Raw genomic sequence first — 23,103 nt, forward strand, 5'->3', positions numbered from 1 at the left:
AATCTCAATCAGATAGGCCGTGTGTATACCATGGTTGACTTCAGCTGGGCCGATGATGTCTATTTTGGCCCGGATAACCTAAAGACGGAAACACAAGAAAGCTATGCTCTCGTTAATTTTCACTTAGGCTGGATGAATGCTGACGACAGTATAGAGGTTGAAGCCTTTGTTAAAAACCTGACTGACAAAGAGTACTTCACCCACGGCATCGACCCCAACCCAAACGACTCTACCCAAGTCGCATACACATGGGGGATGCCACGCACATGGGGCCTACAGGCCAAATACTCCTTTTAACACAAAGCACAGCCCCCTTAGCGCCTCACCACGGCGCTAAGGGGGCGACTACCTAAAAGCCTGACAGGGCTTTGGTTACCACGCAAAACATCCATCCTAGCAATTTCGATCCAAGACGACTTATCCAAAGCGCAATAAAACTGAATCTATGGCCTGCGCCACCACATCACGAGGAGTTTTATCTCGTTTCAGCTCGATGATAATCACGCTGCCATTGGCATCTAGTGCAAGTAGGTCAATCCGCTTGTCAAAACTGGTACGCACCTAGCGACCTATAAGCAAGCAGCATTAATAATGGAAACGTCACGAACAATAAGCTCCTCAAGTTTATTTTCATCATCTAGCTTTGCTGTCCGGAGGCGTTGGGAGGTCACAGTGGCATCCGCCTTCGGCTCAGTGCGGCATTGCGATGAAGGAGAACTCAAGCCCAAAGAAATCGCTGTGGTTTAGCGGACATTAATTTCCGTACAACTACCGTACCCACCTTTTCAGGCCAGAGAAATTCACTGTAAAAAGCACACCAAGCCACAAACCACAGGCGAAAAAAAACCTGCTAAATCAGCAGGTTTTTTTAATAATGGCGGAGAGGGAGGGGTTCGAACCCTCGATGAGGCTATAAACCCCATACTCCCTTAGCAGGGGAGCGCCTTCAGCCACTCGGCCACCTCTCCGGAAATTTCCCGTTTAAACAAGCTAGGCTTGAAAAAGCAGAGCGTTAATCAGCACATAGCGCTGTTCAACGAATCGGGCGGCATAATACCACACTCAGGAAATAAGCAAAGGCCTAAACGACTTTTTTCGCTTTATTCCTTATTTCCATTGCTCTCATTTTGGATACGGTCGTAAATTTCTTCACGGTGTACCGCAATATCTTTAGGCGCATTAACACCTAAACGAACTTGATTTCCCTTTACACCTAAAACAGTCACCGTGACTTCATCACCAACCATCAAGGTCTCACCAATACGACGAGTTAAAATTAACATTATGGCATCTCCTTGTAAGAGCCCAACGCAAAACCCTGGTGCGAATCCTTGTGCAACACAGCGAAAATAGCGCAAATAAATTAAATACTGGGCTCCGTATCCAGTTCGAAAGCTGCATGCAGCGAGCGAACGGCTAGCTCCAAATATTTCTCATCAATGACCACCGAAATTTTTATTTCCGAGGTTGTGATAAGCTGAATATTAATTGACTCCTCTGCCAAAGCTTTAAACATCTTGCTCGCAATACCGGCGTGAGAACGCATTCCCACACCAACCAGCGATACTTTGGCAATTTTGTCATCCGTTTTGACCTCTCGCGCACCTGTTTGTTTCACCAGTTTGCACACAATGGCTTCAGTCCTTGCCATATCTCCACGACTGACTGTAAAAGTCAGATCAGTCGTATTATCTTCGGCAACGTTTTGAACAATCACGTCGACTTCGATATTTGCATCACTTACCGGGCCCAAAATTTGGTAGGCCAAACCTGGGGTATCCGGTACGCCTAATACAGTAATCTTTGCTTCATCACGGGTGAACGCAATGCCCGAAATTGCCGGGTTTTCCATATCCGAGTCTTCCTCTAAGCTAATCAGTGTCCCAGGTCCATCTTGGAAAGCATGCAATACCCGCAAAGGCACATTGTACTTACCAGCAAACTCAACTGAGCGTATCTGTAATACTTTAGAACCCAGGCTGGCCATTTCCAGCATTTCTTCAAAAGTAATACGATTCAAGCGGCGGGCATTACTCACCACCCTTGGGTCCGTAGTATAGACCCCGTCCACATCAGTATAAATTTGACATTCATCGGCTTTTAGCGCCGCAGCTAAGGCTACTCCTGTGGTATCTGAGCCACCGCGCCCCAAGGTGGTTATATTGCCGTTTTCATCAACCCCCTGAAAACCGGCGACCACAACTACATTCCCCTCAGCGAGATCTGCGCGGATCTTAGCATCATCAATATCCCGAATGCGCGCCTTGGTGTGCGCTTCGTCGGTTAATATCCGCACCTGGGTACCCGTATAGGACTTCGCACCCTGCCCCAGCGCATGCAGCGCCATGCATAATAACGAGATAGTCACCTGCTCGCCGGTAGACACTAATACATCTAGCTCACGCGGCGTGGGCTCCGTTTGCATCGCTTTTGCCAATTCGATTAGGCGGTTAGTCTCACCACTCATCGCCGACACAACAACGATAATGTCGTGGCCCCGCTCACGAAAGCCAGCAACCTTTTGGGCTACCGCTTTAATCCGCTCAACAGTGCCTACCGAAGTACCACCAAATTTTTGAACTATTAGACTCATGATTCGCTTCTGCTAATAAACGCCCATACCAAAGGGCGCTCATTAAACACCAGATCAAATTTAAAGGAAATGACCCACTGGCCGCTATACGTGATTTACGTAGCTTTTGCGCCCAGCGGGGTCAGCCGAGGGCCTATTTTGCCGCGCAGTAGTCCCGCACCGCTTGCAGTGCAGCGGGAATGGCAGCGACATCGACACCGCCACCCTGGGCCATATCGGGCCGACCACCGCCTTTACCGCCAACCGCCTCTGCCGCCAGCTTCATCATTTCACCGGCTTTAAAGCGATTCGTTAGATCTTTGGTCACACCCGCCGCCAACGCCACTTTGCCGCCATCGTCTGCCGCGAGCAGTACCACACCAGAGCCTAGCTTGTTTTTCAGCTGATCGAGGGTGTCTCTTAAAGTTTTTGCGTCAGCGCCGTCTAACGTCGTCGCCAACACCTTAATGCCAGCAATGTCCTCTAGTTGATTAAGCAAGTCGTCACCCACCGAACTCGCCAACCTGCCTTTTAGGACTGACACTTCTTTTTCTAGCTGCTTTTGTTGTGCCAATAGCTGTTGAATCTTGTCACCGAGTTTGTCACGACCGGTCTTAAGCAAGCTTGCCAATTGGCCCAATTCACTTTCCGCTTGCTCGAAGGCTGCCAGCGCTGTGGCACCCGTCACCGCTTCTATACGGCGCACACCAGCCGCAATACCCGACTCGACAACAATACGCATCAGGCCAATATCACCGGTGCGCTGCACATGGGTTCCGCCACAAAGTTCGACAGAGAAATCGCCACCCATGCTGAGCACTCGCACCTCGTCGCCGTATTTCTCACCAAACAACATCATAGCGCCGCGTTTCGCCGCGCCATCCATATCCATAATCTCGGTCTGCACAGCGCTGTTCTGACGTATTTGCTGGTTTACCAAGGCTTCGATTTGGGCGAGCTGTTCTTTGCTCACGCCTTCAAAATGCGAGAAGTCAAAGCGCAGACGCTGGGCGTCCACCAACGAGCCTTTCTGGCCAACGTGCTCACCCAAAACCTGACGCAATGCCGCGTGCAGCAAATGGGTTGCTGAGTGATTCAGCGCTGTTGCCTGGCGAATATTATTGTCAACTTCAGCTTGCAGGCAGTCACCTTCGTTAATTACGCCGCTAACAAGCACACCGTGATGTAAGTGATGACCAGCCGATTTATGGGTGTCACGCACTTCAAAGCGCACGCCATTGGCGCTAAGCACACCAGCGTCACCGGCCTGCCCGCCTGATTCCCCGTAAAACGGGGTTTGATCCAGAATGATAACGCCAGCGTCACCCTCTTTTAAGGACGCGACCCGCTGACCATCTTGCAGCAAGGCCACAACTACACCCTCATCAACTAAGCTCTGATAGCCACAAAATGCCGTTTCACCGTCAATATTAAGCTCTGAACTCAAGTCGACTTTAAAATTAGAGGCTGAACGCGCGCGCTCGCGCTGGGCATTCATCGCTTGCTCAAAACCGTCCATATCAAGGCCCAAACCCTGCTCGCGAGCAATGTCGGCCGTGAGATCAACGGGGAAGCCATAGGTGTCATAGAGACGGAATACGGTGTCGCCAGGAATCTGCTTACCGCTTAAGCCCTGCAAATCCTGCTCAAGAATTTTCATTCCCTGATCAAGGGTCTTGGCAAACTGTTCTTCTTCCTGCAGCAAGACTTTTTCAATTTGCGCCTGACGAGTCACAAGCTCTGGATAGGCTTCGCCCATTTCCAGCGCCAAGGGTGCCACCAACTTGTGGAAGAAGGCTTTCTCGGCGCCCAATTTATTACCATGGCGGGCTGCGCGGCGAATAATCCGCCGCAATACATAGCCACGCCCCTCGTTAGACGGAATAACACCGTCCGACACAAGGAAAGCACAGGAGCGAATATGGTCGGCAATCACGCGCAGCGAAGTGTGTTCGATATCACTCACATTAAGCACTGCAGCGGTGGCTTTAATGAGGTTTTGGAACAAATCAATTTCATAATTACTGTGCACGCCCTGCATCACCGCAGAAATACGCTCTAGACCCATACCGGTATCCACCGAGGGCGCTGGCAATGGCGTCATCGTGCCATCGGCGTCGCGGTTAAATTGCATGAACACGTTGTTCCAAATTTCGATATAGCGATCGCCGTCTTCATCGGGGCTGCCCGGCGGGCCACCCGCTACGTCGGCACCGTGGTCGTAAAAAATCTCGGTACAGGGGCCGCAGGGGCCGGTGTCGCCCATCGACCAGAAGTTGTCAGAGGCGTATTTGCCGCCTTTATTGTCGCCGATGCGCACCATACGCTCGGCGGGCACACCCATTTGCTCATTCCAGATTTGGTAGGCTTCGTCATCGTCGGCATAAACCGTTACCCAAAGCTTTTCGGTGGGAATGCCCATCCACTCGGGCGAGGTTAAAAATTCCCAGGCAAATTTAATGGCGTCGTGTTTAAAGTAATCGCCAAAGCTGAAGTTGCCCAGCATTTCAAAAAAGGTGTGGTGGCGAGCGGTGTAACCCACGTTTTCTAGGTCATTGTGCTTGCCACCAGCGCGCACACAGCGCTGCGAGCTCACCGCGCGAACATAGCCGCGCTTTTCTCTGCCCAAAAAGGCGTCTTTAAACTGCACCATACCGGCGTTGGTAAACAGCAACGTTGGGTCATTACCCGGCACCAGCGAACTACTGGCCACGTGGGTGTGAGCCTTGTTTTCAAAATAACGAATAAAGGCTTCACGAATGGCGGCGCTTTTCATGGGAAATCTCTCACTCCGTGGGCAACAACGGCTTTTACCGCCACGCCCACTGCCTATACTAAGAATGGCGTAAACGGCGGCAAAAAACGGCAAGTATAACGAAATTAGTGGGGTGTGTATTCAGGCTTGCAAGCCCGAAAACAACACCGCATTTCAACCTACAGACTTGCTTAGCCTAGTTTCTCGTCGGTAGTCAAAACCCGGGCTTCTGATTCCAACATCACCGGAATGCCATCGCGAATGGGGTAGGCTAAACCACTGGCTTTGCAGACTAGCTCATTGCGTTTCTGGTCATACTCCAGCGGCGCCTTACTGACTGGGCACACCAATATTTCTAGCAATTTCTTATCAATCATTTTCTACCGCTCTCAATGTATGTCTGTCTTTTGTTTGCCCACTACCGGCGCTGCTTACTATTTAGCTGCGGGCATCGGCCCCATAAGCAGCGCAGGGTCTAAGCGCCGCCCAGCCCAGTTCATTCGCCAATCGAGATGGGGGCCAGTGGCTCGCCCGGTGGCACCCACTTCGGCAATAGCATCGCCCTGTTTCACCTGCTGCCCGACCTCAACCAACACCTTGCTTAAGTGGATAAAGGTCGATGAAACCCCCATGCCATGATCGATAATCAAGGTACCACCCGAATAAAACATATCGGGATGAGCCAAGGTGACCACGCCATCAATAGGTGCGGAAACCGTGCTACCCGTGGGCGCGGCGATGTCCAAGCCATAGTGCGGCCGACCGGGGCTGCCATTATAGACACGCTGGGAGCCGAATACACCCGTGATGGGGCCAAGCACTGGCCATTTAAAGGTTTGCGTGAAATCTTGGCGGGCAAAATCCTGCTGTCTAGCTCTAACAACCAAGGCAGTTTCTTTGCGAATGCGCTCAAGCACTGATGCTGGCGGCGTGACCGTTTCTTGGGGCACACCGGTGATGCGCTGAATATCATATTGGCGCTGAGCAATGTTCAAGGTCTGCTTTTCACATATAGTCTCTGCGCGGCAAACCTCTAGTTGGGACACAGGCTTAGCGTCGCGGTCAAAACCAAGGACAAAAATACCGTTGTCTGCAATTTTCAAGGATTTACCGTCGAGCTTTACTAAACTGCCCTCTGGCAACTCGCCCCACACCAAGCCGCCTTGGCTTAATTGGCCATTCAGCACCACATCTGCTTGGCTACTGAGACCTATTGCCCCCATCATCGCTAGGGCAAATTGCACCACCGCCACACATTTATTCATTACCCGCTATCCTCTGTCAGTGTTCGCTGCGCTACCATAGCGCGTTATTCTTCGCTAAAACAGCAGGCAAGCACCCCATATGTCACGTTACCGCCCTCCTCGCGCCAAAGGCTCGTGTTACATCACCCCAGAAGGCGAGCGCCGCCTGCGCGAAGAAGTCCGTCAATTGTGGAAAATTGAACGCCCCCAAGTCACTGCCAACGTCCACGAGGCCGCCAAAAACGGTGACCGCTCCGAGAATGGCGACTATATTTACGGCAAACGACGCCTGCGGGAGATTGATAGCCGAGTCCGCTATTTAAGCAAGCGCCTAGAAGAGTTAACCGTCGTCGCTGAAATACCCAGCAACCAAGATAAAGTGTATTTTGGTGCCTGGGTACGTATAGAGGACGAGGACGGCAAGGAATTTGAATACCGCATTGTTGGCCCCGATGAATTCGACCTAAGCCAAAACACCCTATCCATGGACTCGCCCCTTGCCAAAGCCATGCTAGGCAAATCACGGGACGACGAAGTAAACGTGGTCACACCAAAAGGCGAAACCCTGTACTACATCGTCGCCATTCACTATCAAATTAGCCGCTCTTAAACGGGCTTATTGTGTCTCGCGCTAGAGATCATCATACGCATAGCCTATGATAACGACGACTTTCACGGAGACCTTTAATCATGTTTTTACTATCCTTAATATGGGCGTGGACGGCATGGAATATCTACCGCCCCTACCGACGCAGTCCTGAGCTATTGGGCATAATCAGCTTTATCTTTGGTGTTATCGTTGGCGAGTTTGGCCTCCACGTCATAGCCGTAGAAATCGCGCTAACCTTGCTCATTATATTATTTGGCGAACTCAGTGGTCTCGGTGATGCCTTCGGACTAACTATCGCACTCGGCAGCTGGCTGGCGATTGGCGTATTCTATTTCCGTGCCCAGCGCGCCGAACCCATCATGGCGCAAGCCGTGCGAGATGCCCTTGGCCTAACTCCTGATCAGCCGCTGAACACCTCAGATTCACTGCAAATCAACCCCGACTTCAAGCGCTTACTCAAACCTTTCGCCTACCGTTTACCCAGCGTAACGCGACACAAAAACATTGAATACTGCACGGTAAATGGTCGCTCGCTCAAACTCGACATTTACCATCGCGACGACCTACCAGAGAATGCCCCCGTTCTCTATCAAATGCATGGTGGCGCGTGGCTAGAAAACTGCGGCAGCAAAAATGAGCAAGCCCTACCACTCATGAACCAATTGGCCGCCAATGGCTGGGTATGCGTTGCAATTGAATACCGCCTTAGTCCGAGCTCAACGTTTCCAGAACATATTATTGACTGCAAGCGCGGACTTAGCTGGATAAAAGGCCATATTGCCGACTACGGCGGCAATCCAGATTTCGTTATCGCCACCGGCGGCTCTGCTGGCGGCCACCTGTCTACCTTGCTCGCACTCAGCGCCAATGCCCCTGAGTTTCAGCCCGGTTTTGAAGACGCCAATACCGAGGTACAAGGCTGCGTACCGTTCTATGGTGTATACGACTTTTTAAATAGCCAAAACCAGCGCAGTGCCGGTGAATCCTTAAGCCAATGGATTTCAGCCAAAGTGTTAAAACACACTCGCGCGGAAAAGCCGGAACTCTGGCGTCAGGCCTCTCCCTTATACTGGGTACACAAAGACGCGCCGCCTTTTTTAATCATTCACGGCGAGGCCGACACGCTGGTACCGGTCGCGGAATCTCAGGAGCTTTATAAAGCCCTGCATGCGGTCTCGAAGCAACCTGTTGCCTATGCAGAACTACCCGACGCCCAGCACGCCTTTGAAATTGGCATTTCACTGCGCACGCAAATTGTTGTTAATCAATTGTGCGTGTATTTAGACGAGCTTTATCGTCGCCATCTGCAGGCGTTATCAATGCAGGCAACAGCGGATGTCACTGACGATGATACGGCCAAAATCGATGACGCCACTGAACGCAACACAGACGAAGCCCAGACCTAAAAACCCTGTCGTAGGCTAAAAACCGAGGGCGCGCAGAATTTCAGCGCCTTCGGTTGACCTGGTTAAAACGGCAACCACGATTTTTTACGGGTGTAATGCACATAGCCCACACTGGCGCCGGCACGCAAACCAACACCGGTCCTGATCGGCGCCAAAATCATCTCGCCACTCTGCTGATAGTTGACGCCCACCCCCGCTACCACGTAAAAACTGCCGTCCACACCGGGGAAGCGTTGCATAAGGTCCGCTGTCGATTTCAAATGATAAACAAGGGTAAAGACCTTGGCCGCATTAGCCCCCATGTCAAACCCCAACGACGGCCCCTGCCAAAAAATTGGTTCTGGCACGCTGCCCGCCAATTCGACCTCACCCTGACCATAACGGACGCCAATACCGATGGCCGCCGACACTTCTTCACCATAAATAACCGCATTGGGGCTACCCTGTTCGACAAACAGCTTTTCTATAGCCTTGGCCAAGCCCGCCGTGGTGTCACCAAAAAAGCCATTAGCCTTGGCCAAAACCTGCTCTTTAGTGAAGCCAACGCTCGCGCTGGCATCTGCAGATGCAGCAAATGCAGCGGGCGCGCCAAGCAATAGCGCGAGACCAGCGCTAATAAAGAACCGGTAGGCATGACTCAATAAATGATTACTCCTCATTGCAAACTCCCATGTTTAACATCCCCGGTTTGTCGATTCATCCGTCAGCGCATTCGCCATTGCGAAATTAGGAGGCAGTAGGCATCGACGCCAAAAATTCCTTTATAACACCGTTAAATTGGCTGAGTAATATATGTGTTTTTAGCAGTGCAGCAACACTAATAGCATCTGTTATACGCCCATCTAAGGCCATTGCAACAGCCTCAGTTAGCGGCAACCGCGCCACTTGAATATCTTCTGTCGCCTCTAGGCACTGTTCACCCTGACTCAAATCCGCCGCAATAAAAACCTCGGCGCATTCGTCGGTAACCGAGTTTGAAGTGTGCAAACTTTGCAGCGCAAACCACCGCCCCGCCGACAATCCGGTTTCCTCCAACAGTTCGCGACGCGCCGCATCTAGGGCGTTATTGGCCAATGGGCAACCGCCCTCCGGAATTTCCCAACTGTCTTGGGTTAGCGGGTAGCGGTATTGTTTCACTAAATAGGTATAGCCCTCGTCATCAATAGCTACGATGCCAACGGCAATATTTTTAAAACAAATCTTACCGTAAATCCCATCTGTATTGGCCGGTGTTTTCACCTCGTGATGTTCGAGGCGCAACCAGGGGTTCTCATACACTTGCCGACAACTAAGCTGCTGCCAAGGACCCAAGACTTTATTCATTTTTTCTCCAGAATACGGTGTACTCGCGCCCGTAATCGCGGCACGACCTCGCTATCAAACCATGGATTGCGCTTTAACCACAGCTGATTGCGCGGCGAGGGGTGCGGCAGCGGGAAAAAATGGTGGCTTGGCGGATATTGAGCAACCCGCTCAGTCAATGTAGAGAAATTATCACGTAAATAATAGGCTTGAGCATATTGGCCAATAAGCAGAACCAGCTCCACCTTTGGCATGTGGACCAATAAACGCTCATGCCATAGCGGCGCGCACTCTTTGCGCGGCGCTAAATCACCCGACTTAGCTTTGCCTGGATAACAAAATCCCATGGGCATAATGGCAAGACGCGGATCGACATAAAATTGCTCGCGATCCATTCCCAGCCATTGCCGCAGACGATCACCAGAGGGGTCATTCCAAGGAATGCCAGTTTTATGCACCCGAGTACCGGGCGCCTGACCAATGATCAGTATTTTCGCGGCGGAATTGGCGACCACCACGGGCCGTGCACCGAGTGGCAAATACTCTGCGCACACTGTGCACGCGCGAATATCAGTAAGCAAATTACATAGAGATTCCATGCCCCATTGTGCGCCGCATAAAATCAACAGGGCAATTATCACCAACTCATTCGATTAGATAGCGCATTTTGATAACTTTCTACTTGGCCATCAACAATGATATTCCTAGGGCATCGATCACTTCTACCGATAAGCGACCGGTCGCTAAACCCTGAAATTTTTGCTAGTCGTCCATCGCCGCCAAGGTGTATTTACCCAACACCCCGTCGAGCCCACCCGTGTCGTAAGCCTTGGCGCTCAGCGCACGCAGAAGGCTATAGACCAAATCGTTGTTCACCTCTGGTTGACAAGGGATGACCCGCCAATACAAGCGCGCATTTGCGGCTTTCTCGCAATAACTAAAGTTTTTATAGATTGGCGCAAGGGGAGGGGGTGGCGCACTTCTCTTTCTGGCGCTATTTCACGCTGCACGGTAACTGCCTTATACTTTGCCGGCGCGGTTTCTTCAATAGTGTGCTTGGGAACATCAACCACGCGCTTGCGTAAGGTCGCATACACCCGGGCCGTTACTTCCTTGCAACACTCAGCTGGCGTGACTAAAACCTGCTTACCTATTTTTTTGTATGTTGCCGGAATTCGCCGCTGATGAACTATTTCACCTGCCTCTTCATCAATTTTTTCAAGCTCGCCTCGGCCTCATTGCCAAACCAACTCCTCAGGAGAGATGATCACATCTTCCATTACAGTTTCGTACTTCGACGCCTTAACCAGCACTTGCTCACTCCGCGCCGGCAGCACCTTAGTGCACTCTTCTAGCCATTTGTACGTTGCTGGCACTACGGTTAAATGCACATGCTCTTCTCTAACTAACAGCTCCTCATTAAACATGGCATACGTCGCCAGTACGGTCTCAAGGCATTCATTGGCACCCTTCACTACCCGCTGTTCAGCACGACGCCCATAAGCAGGTGGCAACAGCATACGAGCAGAGCAGCGACCCGCTTCCGCATTGGGTGGAATGGCTGGTAACTCATCGCACTACTCACGGCACGAGCCTTCATTTTGTACTTCCGCTCATTACGTCGGCTAACGCTGACTCTAACGAGGAAATTCGACCTTCTTCCGGGCTGTATTCTGACGGTACTTCCCCGCCATGGGCACCACTACCTGCATGCAGGCACTGAGTAGCATCGTCACTCCCAATGCGCAGGGCCTTGTCGTCAAGCCACGCTTTCTTTCAAAGCCCACTACCACTGCGCAGCCCTCGCTCCAAACATTAATAAGCGACGATCTTATAATGTCTACACTCAGGGGCTAAACGCTATCACCACGCCAAAACACGGTAAATTACGCCAAATAAATCACCTGCGGCACACCACTGCCAGATGATGCAACTGAAATTGCGAGCACACTTAATTTGCATCAAGCCGATGAAGAAAAAACCACACAGCCGATTCCCTGAAAAAATGCCGTAATTAACGCAATGAATAAGCAACAACCCTCGCGTATAAAGCGAGCCGAACAGGGAAAATTGCCAAGGTAACCCACGCCCCTTTATGGTTTAATGGCTGTCGCAAATTTAGACGACGCAGGCAGCCCTTCGCATGACCCACAATCTTACCGCCCTCTCCCAAAGCAACGACTTCCTGAGACGTCATATTGGTCCAGACGACGAGCAAACCAACGCCATGCTAAGCGCCCTTGGCGTGAGCTCACTCGATGAGCTAATTCAACAAACCGTTCCCGCTGCCATCCTGCGCGGCGACATGCCGCTACCTGCGCCACAAAGTGAAACCGCAACGCTAAATCGCCTGCGCGAGATCGCCAGCAAAAACCAAATTGCCCGATCTTTTATTGGCATGGGTTATTACGACACCATCACCCCGCCGGTCATTCTGCGCAATGTATTAGAAAATCCTGGCTGGTATACCGCGTACACGCCCTACCAGCCCGAGATTGCACAAGGTCGCCTTGAAGCATTACTGAATTTCCAGCAAATGATTATCGACCTCACCGGCCTCGAATTGGCTAATGCCTCGCTATTGGACGAAGCCACCGCTGCCGCAGAAGCCATGGCAATGAGCAAACGCGCCGTGCGCAAGAACAAGAGCAATGTGTTTTTTGTGGATCGCAGCTGCCATCCTCAAACCCTCGCTGTACTGCAAACCCGCGCTCTGCCACTGGGTTTAGAAATACATATTGGCGATGCTGAAAGCGAGCTAGCCAGCACCCCCTGCTTTGGCGTGTTAATTCAAAACCCCGCCAGCAATGGCGAGATCCGTGACTTACGCCCCATTACCGCCGCAGCCAAAGCCCAAGACGCATTAACGGTAGTCGCCACCGACATTATGAGCCTGCTACTGGTGACGCCACCCGGCGAGCAAGGCGCCGATATTGTCGTCGGTAACACCCAGCGCTTTGGCGTGCCCATGGGCTTTGGCGGCCCCCACGCGGCCTTCTTTGCCACCAGTGACAGCTATAAGCGTTCTATTCCCGGCCGTATCATTGGCGTTTCGGTAGACAGCCGTGGCAATCAAGCCCTGCGCATGGCTATGCAAACCCGGGAACAACATATTCGCCGTGAAAAAGCGACATCCAATATTTGTACATCTCAAGCCCTGCTCGCGATCATGGCGGTGTTCTACGCTATTTATCACGGCCCCGACGGCCTTAAAACCATCGCGCTGCGCATCAACCGCATGACCGGCATTTTTGCCGAGGGCCTCAAGCAATTAGGCTTTACCAGTAATACCAATTTCTTCGACACCCTCACCGTGCAGTGCGGTGACCAAGCTGGCGAGTTAGCGAACAAGGCTGAAAGCGCACTGCTTAATTTGCGCCGCGGCGCCACCGAGCTCGGCATTAGCTTTGACGAGACCACCACCGCTGCCGACATTGAAAAGCTGTGGGCGGTCTTCGCCGGCGACAAAACCCTGCCCTCGGTAGCTGCAATCGACGAGAGCCTCCAAGATTTACCGGGCATCCCCAGCGAGCTCCAGCGCCACAGCAGCTATTTAACGCATCCGGTGTTTAATCAGTTCCACTCTGAAACCGAAATGCTGCGTTACATGAACCGCCTTGAGCGCAAAGACATCGCCCTCAATCATTCCATGATTGCACTGGGCTCGTGCACCATGAAGCTCAATGCCACCACCGAAATGCTGCCTATAACTTGGCCGGAGTTCGGCCGCATCCACCCCTTTGCACCCAGCAGCCATGTGGCTGGGTATTTACAATTGGTCGACGAACTCGAGCAGCAGCTGATTGCCTGCACCGGCTACGACAAATTCTCAATGCAGCCCAATGCTGGCTCGCAAGGTGAGTACGCCGGCCTACTCGCCATTAAGCGCTACCACGAAAGCCGTGGCGACGTTAACCGCGATATCTGCTTAATTCCCAGTTCAGCCCACGGCACCAATCCAGCCTCCGCAGCTATGGCAGGTATGCGCGTGGTCATTGTTGGCTGCGATGCCTTAGGCAACGTCGATATCGCAGATCTGCGCGCCAAAGCCGAACGCCACAGCGAACAACTGTCGGCACTAATGGTGACCTACCCCTCAACTCACGGGGTATTTGAAGAAGGTATTCGCGAAATTTGCGACATCACCCATCAGCACGGCGGCCAAGTGTATGTCGACGGCGCCAATATGAACGCCCTTGTCGGCCTGGCTGCGCCCGGCGAGTTTGGCGCCGATGTTTCGCACCTAAACCTGCACAAAACGTTCTGCATTCCCCACGGCGGCGGCGGTCCTGGCATGGGGCCCATTGGCGTTAAAGCTCATCTTGCGCCATTCCTGCCAAGCCACCCGGTATTGCCGGTAGAAGGCATCGCGACCACCAACGACACAGTTTCTGCCGCCACCTATGGCAGCGCAGGCATACTACCCATATCATGGACATACATTGCCTTAATGGGCGCCGAGGGTCTAAAGAAAGCAACGCAAGTGGCAATAATGAGCGCCAACTACGTAGCCGCTCGCCTCAATGATCACTACCCAGTGCTGTACACCGGCCGCAATGGCCGCGTCGCCCACGAATGTATTATTGACCTGCGACCCTTAAAGGAAAGCACCGGCATTAGTGAAGAAGACATTGCCAAGCGTTTAATGGACTACGGCTTCCACGCGCCGACCATGTCCTTCCCAGTACCAGGCACGTTGATGATTGAGCCAACCGAAAGCGAATCCAAGCGCGAGCTAGATCGCTTCTGCGACGCCATGATTCATATTCGCCGGGAAGTAGGCCGCATTGAAAGCGGGCAACTCCCCGCCGACAACAATCCGCTGGTCAATGCTCCTCACACCTTAGCGGATATCATTTCCGCAGATTGGGGTCGTCCTTACTCAAGAGAAGAGGCTGGATTCCCCGTCGCGAGCTTACGCGACAATAAGTACTGGCCGACCGTAAACCGCATCGACAATGTGTTCGGTGATCGCAATTTAATCTGTTCCTGCCCACCAATTGAAAGCTATCTTTAGCTTAAAATCCCTCCGCCAAGGGAGGGGTTTTAAGCCCTCTTTATTAAAACTCCCCTTTGCATCGCACTGGATCACTTGATTTACGACTGATTCACAGAAATTTTCACATTTTTAGCGCTAACATCAAAACCTAGCTGCGCATAGTGTTGTTTTTAATAACCACATCCGTGAAACTACGTGCATCTAAAACTTTAATGTTTAACTCGATTGTGTTTCGGCAGTTTTCTCCTGGAGGGGAACAAATGAAAACGAAAATTCTTAGTATATCGTTAGCTATCGCAGCGAGCGTGCTCGTTGCTTGCGGTGGCGGTAGTGATGCCCGCAGCCCAGACCGTGCCAACCCAAAGCTCGACCCTACCTCTTTGCGCATAGACTTCCCTCTCGGAACAAAGCTGGCCGGTTTAGGTACGAGTAAAGTTGAAGATGGTATTCTTGCGCGCATGGTCGCCCTGCAAGCAGATGGCGTTAACAAAAATCTAGGCCCCCAACTAAATGTCACCGGAGAAACAACTTGGTCTATCAGCGGCCCTGTCGGCGATCCAGCGATTGCCGACCTAGCTGCCGCCGTTCGCCAGGCGACTAGCTTTGGTAAAGTAAAAGACATCATCAGCACCGCTTTCCTCGCTGAGCCTCAAGGCCCCATTACACTTACCTTAAATGGTAGCTACACTTTTGAAGGCACTGCCTATGTCGTTTCTGAAGAGTTCACGGTTGTTCCACCCAAACGTGTACCGCCGCCGTTTATTACTGGCCCAGAAATTATCGCAATCGATCCGCTGGATGCAGACGCGACCGCCACTGCTTCTTATCAGTTAGTACAAGCCCTGCGAGGTCTGACCCAGCGTGAAAACCGCACTGCAGAAGCTCAGTTTTGTGCCAATAAAGGCTTTTTTAAGTTTGCGGAATATGCAGGCGGCCAAACCGCGGCAACTGCAACCATCACCAACCCCTTTGATAGCAGCAATAGTCAAGAAGCCATTACCGTTATTATCAGCACCATCGCCCCAAGTTCCGACTGCACACTACTCTATGATGACGACACGGCCAACGACCCAGCGACTTTTGCTGTTAAAACCATCATCATTCAGCCCGCAGCGGTTAAATCTGTGGATGTATGCGTCGTAGTTAACCCTGCAGGCCAAACTTGTAATGGTAACGGCGACTTAGACCAAACCGTTACCCCACTAACAAGCTGCAAAGGCTTAGATAATGGCACCGCCATTACAGAAGCAACGGTACCTGCTGGCGAAACACTGCAAATGGTTGCCAAACTGCACTACGAAAACCCCGCGAATGCTGACCAAGTATTTGATCGCTATCAGTGCCGCGGCGCCGGTGTTTTAAGCTGGTCAGGTACGCCCACCGATATTTACAGCACAAACTTAAGCACAACTGACGGCACAGCGACCTTAATTGGCCAAGCTGATTACAACGCCATTCGCAACAATACTTCTAAAAACAATAGCTTGGTTACCGCCAGCTACAAAAACAGCCTCACCAGTAGCATCACCGGCAACTTAAAATTGAACCTTACCGATGCAGATGTTGACTCCGTCACCATCAGGCCCATCAATAAGGACGGCTCCTTCGCTGCGGTGAACTCAGACAAAATATACAACATCAACTACAGCATTCTTCAGGAAGACCAAGACTTCGTTGCAATCTGTAACTATTCTGGCCTTGAAGCACGTTGCGGCGACAGCACCGTTAAGTGGACTGTTAGCGCACCAGCTATCCTGAAGGTAAACCCAGAACAAGACCCAATGACCACCGCGAGCCCAACCACGCCAGCTAACCCAACCTTTGGCAGCTCTGCTTTAATCGCAACCTACAAAGGCTCATTGACCGACTCCGTTACTGTCAATGTTATCGATGACCGCTTAGTTGCACTGTACCTGTTGCAGCAACAAGACGACCCATCACAGGCGCCAATTGTTGATGAATTCTCCTGCCTTGGCAGCGGCAACTACAGCATCAACGCCAGCCGAGAAAACGGGTTTGACTTTAGTACAATACCTGGTAGCCGTAAGTTCTACGCCCACGCTCTCCTGAAAAGCGCAGTAGATGCTGGCGCCGACCCTGCGACTGTTGATCCTGCCGACCTTAGTATTCTTAAGGACGTGTCAGAGCTCGAGGCCGTTATCTATACGGCTGATGTTGGCTATTACGACAGCGCCAATAAAACCTGTGTTGTCGCACCTATTACCGAAAGCATTGCCCTGCCAGAAGACAGCATTCCAACAGACACCCCACTGGATGCTGCGCTAGTACCTCTTGCTGACGCCCTCGGCTCAGGAGTACCAGCAGAAATCCTTGATGCCCTGCCACTACCATTAACCAGTGCTGGCAAACCTGCTGAGTTTAGCGCTACCGAAAAAGGCTTATTAGTTACCCAAGGTGATGCGCGTCTAGCAACAATGTGTATTCGCGTGTTTGTCGACGCCGACAAAAACCTGATATACACCGCCGCTAAACCCGCCGAAGGTAGCAACCCTGCAGTAGAAGCAGATCCGCTGTCTGAAAACGGCGCCAGCGTACTGATTCAGCCTGCTGGTACTATTGCCCTGCAAGATCAGGCCGGCTCTATCTGCCAAATTTTGGATCCACTGTTGTCGGCTAATGACGATCTGTCTAACCAGTTGTTACTACCTGCCCTGTTTAACCTTGGCTACTACGGCGACCCAGCGATTTCTCAGCTACCGGTTGGCGACGCACTGAACCAGATCCCCGTTGATGCATTGCTTGATGCAATCCTAACCAGCGACTTCAGTGACATTCCCGGTATAGATCAGCTACCAGTGCCTATTCCAAGCGATTTGGATGGTGTTCAGGCAATTCTGGGCGATTTAATCACCGCACTGAGCGATGCTGGTGGAGAAGGTTTGCCTACAGATGACGTAATTGCCGCAATTACCAGCTTGGTGGGTATGATTCCCGGCGCAGAAGAGATTAATCCTGAGGACTTAACTAGCGCACTTGAAGGCCTAAATCCGGAAGAATTGGCTGCAACCTTAGCCGGCGCTTTAGCAACTGTTGCAGAGCAAACAGGTCTCCCCATAGATCAAGTTCCCGATCTTTCAGCGCTTAACGGTCTACTTGATACGTTAGGTTTGGGCGACATCTTATCCGGCCTCGGCCTCGACCTCCCTCTCTAAAAACAATAGAAAAAAACGCGACCAACTGGTCGCGTTTTTACAACACAAAGCTATGGAGAAATTATCAATGAGTAAACTGCGTAATATAACGCTTGCTCTTGCTGTTGGGTGCAGTGCATTTTCTGCCTATGCAGCCGATGACAAAGAAGCAGTAATTGATAGCCGCTGGCGTGTTCATGGCATGATTGGCTCGACCTTTGCCGATAAAGACGATTACGACTCAGGTAACGAAGGTAAAATTGGTATTGGTAAGCCGATAAGCGCCTATGTCATGGTTGATACCCACCTTAACTACGGTGAGTTAAAAAACACCAACAACGACACCTACAGCCGCTTTGCCGGTGGTTTAGATTTTCTGTACTTCCCCCTTGGTGCGTTTATGCTGAACGCAGATGCACTGCAGCCCTATCTGGGCGTAGGCGTCACTTACCATGAAATTGATTACGAAACGCCTACCGTCACGTCAAATCAAACTGATTACGGCAGTGATGCGATCGCCGGCTTTATGTATGAGCTAGATAAAGTCTCCCTTCGCGGTGAGATTCGCTACCAAATTGACAGTATTCAGCGAGATCTGCCCTTATTCCCTGACGATGATAATTTCTACACCTACGCAGCCCTAATCGGTATTTCGGTACCCTTTGGCGAGAAACCGCGCCCGTATAATTTCGACTCCGACGGTGACGGCGTACCCGACCGCATCGACAAATGCCCCAATACTCCGCGCGGCACCCCAGTTGACGCTACGGGTTGCCCGCTGGATAGCGACGGCGATGGCATTCCTAACTTCCGCGACCAATGCCCTAACACGCCGCCTGGCGCTCGGGTTAATGTAAACGGCTGCTCTATTGATGACGACGGCGACGGCGTACCAAATGACATTGATCAGTGCCCAGGCACTCCACGCGGCGTTCCAGTCAATGCTCAAGGCTGCCCACTGGATAGCGACGGCGACGGCGTACCAAACAAGATTGACCAGTGCCCAGGTACTCTGCCAGGCCTTAAAGTCAATTCACGTGGCTGTGTGATATCTCAGACTGTTGCCTTAAGCGGCGTGCATTTTGAGTTTAACAAGTCGCGTCTGATGCTAGATTCACAGACCGTACTTGATAAAGTTGCAGAATCACTGGCCAATGAGCCTGACGTAAACATCATCATCATGGGTCACACCGACTCGGTTGGTAGCGATGCATACAACCTGAAGCTGTCTCAGTCACGCGCTGAATCAGTGGTGCGCTACTTAACACGTAAAGGCATTAGCGAGTCACGTCAAAAAGCCAAAGGCTACGGCGAAAGTAGGCCGGTTGCCGACAACAGTACTGACGAAGGTCGTGAACGCAATCGTCGTGTTGAGCTGCAGGTTATTAGCCCGAATAAATAAGGCTTACTAAACTGACAAAGGGAGTACGGGAAACCGTGCTCCCTTTTTTTATTGTCTTAGCGAAACGCTTAATGAGGGACGGCGAACGCAAACACACCTACTAATAAGAGTCATTGCTTACGAACGCAAGCATCTGAGGAACATGGTATTTTGTAGGGTAAGCCTAGATGCCCGGATCAAACAAATCTAATTGATACTCAGCACGCCGCTCAGCCACTGCCCCACTTTGTTTATTGCCAAACCGAACCCCCACCCCGACTAAACGCAGGGAAGACTCCATTCTTAGCCAAGCTTCTTTGAGAAGAGTCTCAAACAGGTCTAATTCAAGAAAGCCATCGCAACGCCGCTCGATGGTGGTCTGCCTAAAGTCAGATGCCTTTAATTTCACAAACACGCCAGTAAAGGTTTCGCCATTGTGCTTATTCAAGCGTCGTTTTAGCTCATCGAGTAAAGCGGGCAACGCCGCAAGCGCTAGCTCCACCCCCTCAATATCTTCCGCGTAGGTATTCTCGACACTTAAGGATTTACGCTGGCGATGAGTTTTAACGTCGCGATGATCAATACCCCGCGCGTAATCGTAGAGTTGCTGGCCAAATTTACCAAAATGGCGTTGCAACTCCGCCATGCTGCGTTGGCGCAAATCCGCGCAGGTGTATATATCCAGCGCCGCCATGCGCTGAGCCATGACCTTACCTACCCCATGAATTTTACCCACGGGCAAGCTTAAGACGAAGTCGTCAACCTGAGCGGGTGTTATCACGGTAAGACCATCAGGCTTATTCCAGTCACTGGCCACCTTCGCCAAAAATTTATTCGGGGCCACGCCCGCAGAAATGGTAATACCAAGTTCAGAACTCACCTGTTGCCGTATAGCTTGCGCAATTCGCGTCGCGCTACCTTGAAATGCCGTGCTATCACTTACATCTAAGTAGGCTTCATCCAAAGACAGAGGCTCTATTATTTCAGAAAACTGGGCAAATATGCTGCGAATATGCAGAGCAACTTCGCGGTATTTATCCATATTCGGCGCGACTATCACTAAATCTGGGCAACGCCGTATGGCCGTGACCGTCGCCATGGCTGAATGAACACCAAAGGCCCGCGCCTCATAATTGCAGGTCGCGATGACACCGCGCCGTGCCGCGTCACCACCAACTGCTAGCGGGCGCCCACGCAAGGCGGGATTGTCACGCGCCTCTACCGACGCGTAAAAACAATCACAATCGCAATGTATTATTTTGCGCAAACGCTGCTTCTCACCGCGAGCCACCAACAACTGGATAAATAGCCAGTAAAATAGCAAATCACTAGGCACAAGTCACCCGCGATTGTGCGTTATACTAGGGTCTTAGCCCCATAATCGGTAAATAGGTATACGTTAACATGGCGATTGGCAGCTGGACCCCAGAAAAAGAGAAAGACACCCTCAGTATTGACACGCAATGGCTGCAGCAATGCATTGCCCTGAGCCGTAGTGATGAGCTCGAATTACTCCCCGCCCCCTTTAGCGAAGAAGAACAGCAAAAATACGCTGTCTTTATGCGCGTTGCGCCGGAGCAATGGCAAGCCGCCGTCGCCAACTTCAGTAACGACGAGCTTGTCGACTTAATACGCTTTTTTACCCGCGCCGAAAAACTCATTAGCGGCTGGGATGCGGGCAAAGAGTCACCCGCCATTTGGATAAATAAAGCCCTGCGCAAGCGCGGTGAAAAATTATCCCGCGACATGCTACTGTGGATTCGCGCGAACACAGATAATCGCTTTATTCCAAACGGTGGACTTTAAAGCAAGCTTTAGTCGCTCTTTTTAGCAAAGCCAGCCAATTGCTCAGGGCTGGCCTCAGCCTGAAACTCAGCTTTCCACTGCGCGTAAGGCATGCCGTACACCCGTTCTCGCGCCGCCTCATAATCAACACGTTCGCCCTCTTGTTCCGCAGCGGCAACATACCACTTAGACAAACAGTTACGACAGAAGCCAGCTAAATTCATTAAGTCGATATTTTGCACATCTTTGCGACTGTCGAGATGAGCTAATAAACGCCTAAATGCAGCCGCTTCAATAGCATCAGATTTCATTTTATCCATTTTTTTTCACCTAGCATTTCAGATTCCCTGTCCATTATCGCAAAGTTTGCTATGTTAGTGCTGTTACAGATTTTTATTTAACAAGAAAAATCGACCCCAGAGGCTCACTGACATGACAAATAAGAAAATGGATCCCGTTGCATTAATCCGTAAAGAGATCGAATCTTTAGAGCACAAAGTTGAACAACTGCGCGATCGCTTAATGGCTGATGCCCACAAGGCAATGGACAAGGCGAAAATGCAAGCTGAGCGAGCACGTAAAAAACTAAAGGAAGAACAGACTAAGCTCGGCGAGCTACAGAAAAAGGCAAAAGCAAGCATGGACGCCAGAATCCACAAGCAGCTAGACCGCGCTCATGACGCAGTGGATGCCGCAAAAGAATTAGAACTAGATGCCAAAGCCTTAATGATTATGGCCAAAGACCAACTTACTGAGCTAAAGGGTGATTATCAGCGGGCTAAGGCACTGGCTAAAGCGGCCCAAGATGCCGCCAAGAACTTTGACAAAACGACGAAGCCAGCGGCCAATAAAGCACCTGCCAAAAAGACGGCGGTAAAGAAAGCCCCAGCCAAAAAGGCGCCAGCGAAAGCCACCGCAGCAAAAAAAGCACCTGCCAAAAAAGCGGCTGCGAAAAAGGCCTCTGCTAAAGCAGCAAGCAAAACCCCACCAGCCAGCTAATTTCATTTAGCTGAAGTACTGGGCTGACTATTTAGCCCAGTACTTTATAAGCAGCACCACAATTAATGCGGCAAATACTCTCCGCCATTTACATCTAAAGCGGCGCCGGTTATCGCGCAGGCATAATCACAGCCAAGAAAGATTGCCGCTTTGGCACAATCAGCATCGTCAGGAATATCACCCAGCGGAATATTCTTTGCCACCGCCGCGCGCTGATCTGCCACGCTAGGGCCCCCGGCGTCGGTGTTCATTTGCAAATAGCCTTCAACCGACGCCCCCCACATCCACCCCATATAAGCTGAGTTAACGCGAATATTGTACTGTCCCAGCTCCAGCGCCAAATGGGAGGTCGCGCTGGCCAAGGCGGCTTTCGATGCACCGTAGCCACCCTGGGTCTGCAAAGGCTTACGGGTAACCATGGTATTGATCATGACAATCGCCCCACCACCTTGGGCTTTCATCTGCGGCACGACCTCAAGGGTCAAAGCCATGGTGCCGAACAAGTTTACGTCCATTGCCGCACGCCAGCTATCGAGATTGGCTACTTCTATCGGTTCAAAGCTACCGGGGTTATAGGCACTATTAAACAGCACATCAATACGTCCGAATCGCGCGATAGTTTGCGCAACCAACGCCTTACACTGCTCGCGGTCACTGATATCCGTCGCCATCTTCAAAATCGCTGTATCCAAGCCCAAGGCCAGAATTTCTCGCTCGGCCTCATCGAGTTTGGCAGGGGTACGAGCACACATTGCTACCACTGCACCCTGCCTAGCCGCCTCTACAGCAAGCTCCCGTCCTAAACCTGGGCCAATACCTGACACAATCACTACCTTGCCCTGTAAAAGCATATATTCGTCCTGTTATTGATTTTTATGGCAATCGTAGCTCAGCTTAG

20 protein-coding genes, 1 tRNA gene and 1 pseudogene are annotated in these 23,103 nt (G+C 51.4%); 8 read left to right on the forward strand and 14 right to left on the reverse strand.

Features of this window, described 5'->3' with window-relative positions; all coding sequences use genetic code 11:
* Window positions 1–297: pseudogene (locus ABYP33_RS05040) on the forward strand (hypothetical protein); the annotation flags it as partial.
* 120 nt (window positions 298–417) lie between these two features.
* Here the strand turns inward: ABYP33_RS05040 and ABYP33_RS05045 are convergent.
* From ABYP33_RS05045 to ABYP33_RS05075, 7 genes are all read right to left on the reverse strand, one after another.
* The gene (locus ABYP33_RS05045; RefSeq protein WP_373089036.1) at window positions 418–561 is read right to left on the reverse strand and encodes a hypothetical protein; all 144 of its coding nucleotides are present in this window, start codon (window positions 559–561) and stop codon (window positions 418–420) included.
* 314 nt (window positions 562–875) lie between these two features.
* Window positions 876–968: transfer RNA gene (locus ABYP33_RS05050), tRNA-Ser, on the reverse strand.
* A gap of 132 nt (window positions 969–1,100) precedes the next feature.
* Complete coding sequence (gene csrA / locus ABYP33_RS05055; RefSeq protein WP_008247082.1) at window positions 1,101–1,283, reverse strand: carbon storage regulator CsrA; 183 nt, start codon at window positions 1,281–1,283, stop codon at window positions 1,101–1,103.
* A gap of 80 nt (window positions 1,284–1,363) precedes the next feature.
* Complete coding sequence (locus ABYP33_RS05060) at window positions 1,364–2,593, reverse strand: aspartate kinase (protein ID WP_373089038.1); 1,230 nt, start codon at window positions 2,591–2,593, stop codon at window positions 1,364–1,366.
* 133 nt (window positions 2,594–2,726) lie between these two features.
* The gene (gene alaS / locus ABYP33_RS05065; RefSeq protein ID WP_373089040.1) at window positions 2,727–5,348 is read right to left on the reverse strand and encodes an alanine--tRNA ligase; all 2,622 of its coding nucleotides are present in this window, start codon (window positions 5,346–5,348) and stop codon (window positions 2,727–2,729) included.
* Window positions 5,349–5,518: 170 nt separating this feature from the next.
* On the reverse strand, window positions 5,519–5,704 hold the full coding sequence (locus ABYP33_RS05070; RefSeq protein WP_008247075.1) for a Trm112 family protein: 186 nt from the start codon (window positions 5,702–5,704) through the stop codon (window positions 5,519–5,521).
* 57 nt (window positions 5,705–5,761) lie between these two features.
* Entirely contained in the window at window positions 5,762–6,592 is an 831-nt protein-coding gene (locus tag ABYP33_RS05075; protein ID WP_373089042.1) for a M23 family metallopeptidase, read from the reverse strand.
* 79 nt (window positions 6,593–6,671) lie between these two features.
* On the opposite strand from ABYP33_RS05075, the gene greB reads away from it, so the two are divergent.
* Window positions 6,672–7,181 (forward strand): transcription elongation factor GreB, encoded by a 510-nt coding sequence (greB, locus tag ABYP33_RS05080; RefSeq protein ID WP_373089044.1) that lies wholly within the window; start codon window positions 6,672–6,674, stop codon window positions 7,179–7,181.
* 80 nt (window positions 7,182–7,261) lie between these two features.
* Entirely contained in the window at window positions 7,262–8,587 is a 1,326-nt protein-coding gene (locus tag ABYP33_RS05085; RefSeq protein ID WP_373089046.1) for an alpha/beta hydrolase fold domain-containing protein, read from the forward strand.
* A 62-nt stretch (window positions 8,588–8,649) separates the two neighbouring features.
* On the opposite strand, the gene ABYP33_RS05090 is transcribed toward ABYP33_RS05085, so the two are convergent.
* The 4 genes from ABYP33_RS05090 to ABYP33_RS05105 form a co-directional block, all read right to left on the reverse strand.
* Window positions 8,650–9,246 (reverse strand): DUF1134 domain-containing protein, encoded by a 597-nt coding sequence (locus ABYP33_RS05090; RefSeq protein WP_008247071.1) that lies wholly within the window; start codon window positions 9,244–9,246, stop codon window positions 8,650–8,652.
* A 67-nt stretch (window positions 9,247–9,313) separates the two neighbouring features.
* The gene (locus ABYP33_RS05095; protein WP_373089048.1) at window positions 9,314–9,910 is read right to left on the reverse strand and encodes an NUDIX domain-containing protein; all 597 of its coding nucleotides are present in this window, start codon (window positions 9,908–9,910) and stop codon (window positions 9,314–9,316) included.
* Complete coding sequence (locus tag ABYP33_RS05100; RefSeq protein WP_008247066.1) at window positions 9,907–10,488, reverse strand: uracil-DNA glycosylase family protein; 582 nt, start codon at window positions 10,486–10,488, stop codon at window positions 9,907–9,909. Before ABYP33_RS05100 ends, ABYP33_RS05095 begins: the two co-directional genes overlap by 4 nt.
* A gap of 636 nt (window positions 10,489–11,124) precedes the next feature.
* A complete protein-coding gene (locus tag ABYP33_RS05105) occupies window positions 11,125–11,409 on the reverse strand; it encodes a hypothetical protein (protein WP_373089050.1) in 285 nt (94 codons plus the stop codon).
* A gap of 623 nt (window positions 11,410–12,032) precedes the next feature.
* Here ABYP33_RS05105 and gcvP point away from each other — a divergent pair.
* From gcvP to ABYP33_RS05120, 3 genes are all read left to right on the forward strand, one after another.
* Entirely contained in the window at window positions 12,033–14,906 is a 2,874-nt protein-coding gene (gene gcvP, locus ABYP33_RS05110) for an aminomethyl-transferring glycine dehydrogenase (RefSeq protein WP_373089052.1), read from the forward strand.
* A gap of 242 nt (window positions 14,907–15,148) precedes the next feature.
* Window positions 15,149–18,061: a hypothetical protein gene (locus ABYP33_RS05115; RefSeq protein WP_008247063.1), complete on the forward strand. Its 2,913-nt coding sequence runs from the start codon at window positions 15,149–15,151 to the stop codon at window positions 18,059–18,061.
* 67 nt (window positions 18,062–18,128) lie between these two features.
* Window positions 18,129–19,442, forward strand: a complete 1,314-nt coding sequence (locus tag ABYP33_RS05120) for an OmpA family protein (RefSeq protein ID WP_008247062.1) — start codon at window positions 18,129–18,131, stop codon at window positions 19,440–19,442.
* A gap of 163 nt (window positions 19,443–19,605) precedes the next feature.
* Here ABYP33_RS05120 and dinB read toward each other — a convergent pair whose 3' ends face one another.
* Entirely contained in the window at window positions 19,606–20,757 is a 1,152-nt protein-coding gene (gene dinB, locus ABYP33_RS05125) for a DNA polymerase IV (protein WP_373089055.1), read from the reverse strand.
* A 68-nt stretch (window positions 20,758–20,825) separates the two neighbouring features.
* Between dinB and ABYP33_RS05130 the strand changes: the two genes are divergently transcribed.
* A complete protein-coding gene (locus ABYP33_RS05130) occupies window positions 20,826–21,227 on the forward strand; it encodes a hypothetical protein (RefSeq protein WP_373089057.1) in 402 nt (133 codons plus the stop codon).
* 8 nt (window positions 21,228–21,235) lie between these two features.
* On the opposite strand, the gene ABYP33_RS05135 is transcribed toward ABYP33_RS05130, so the two are convergent.
* A complete protein-coding gene (locus tag ABYP33_RS05135; RefSeq protein WP_373089059.1) occupies window positions 21,236–21,526 on the reverse strand; it encodes a DUF1244 domain-containing protein in 291 nt (96 codons plus the stop codon).
* 112 nt (window positions 21,527–21,638) lie between these two features.
* Here ABYP33_RS05135 and ABYP33_RS05140 point away from each other — a divergent pair, with 112 nt between their 5' ends.
* Complete coding sequence (locus ABYP33_RS05140; RefSeq protein WP_373089061.1) at window positions 21,639–22,205, forward strand: hypothetical protein; 567 nt, start codon at window positions 21,639–21,641, stop codon at window positions 22,203–22,205.
* Window positions 22,206–22,267: 62 nt separating this feature from the next.
* On the opposite strand, the gene ABYP33_RS05145 is transcribed toward ABYP33_RS05140, so the two are convergent.
* Window positions 22,268–23,056 (reverse strand): SDR family NAD(P)-dependent oxidoreductase, encoded by a 789-nt coding sequence (locus ABYP33_RS05145; protein ID WP_373089063.1) that lies wholly within the window; start codon window positions 23,054–23,056, stop codon window positions 22,268–22,270.
* Between the last annotated feature and the right edge of the window lie 47 nt (window positions 23,057–23,103).

It is taken from the genome of Zhongshania sp. (assembly GCF_041584495.1).
In the GTDB taxonomy this organism is placed as follows: Bacteria; Pseudomonadota; Gammaproteobacteria; order Pseudomonadales; family Spongiibacteraceae; genus Spongiibacter.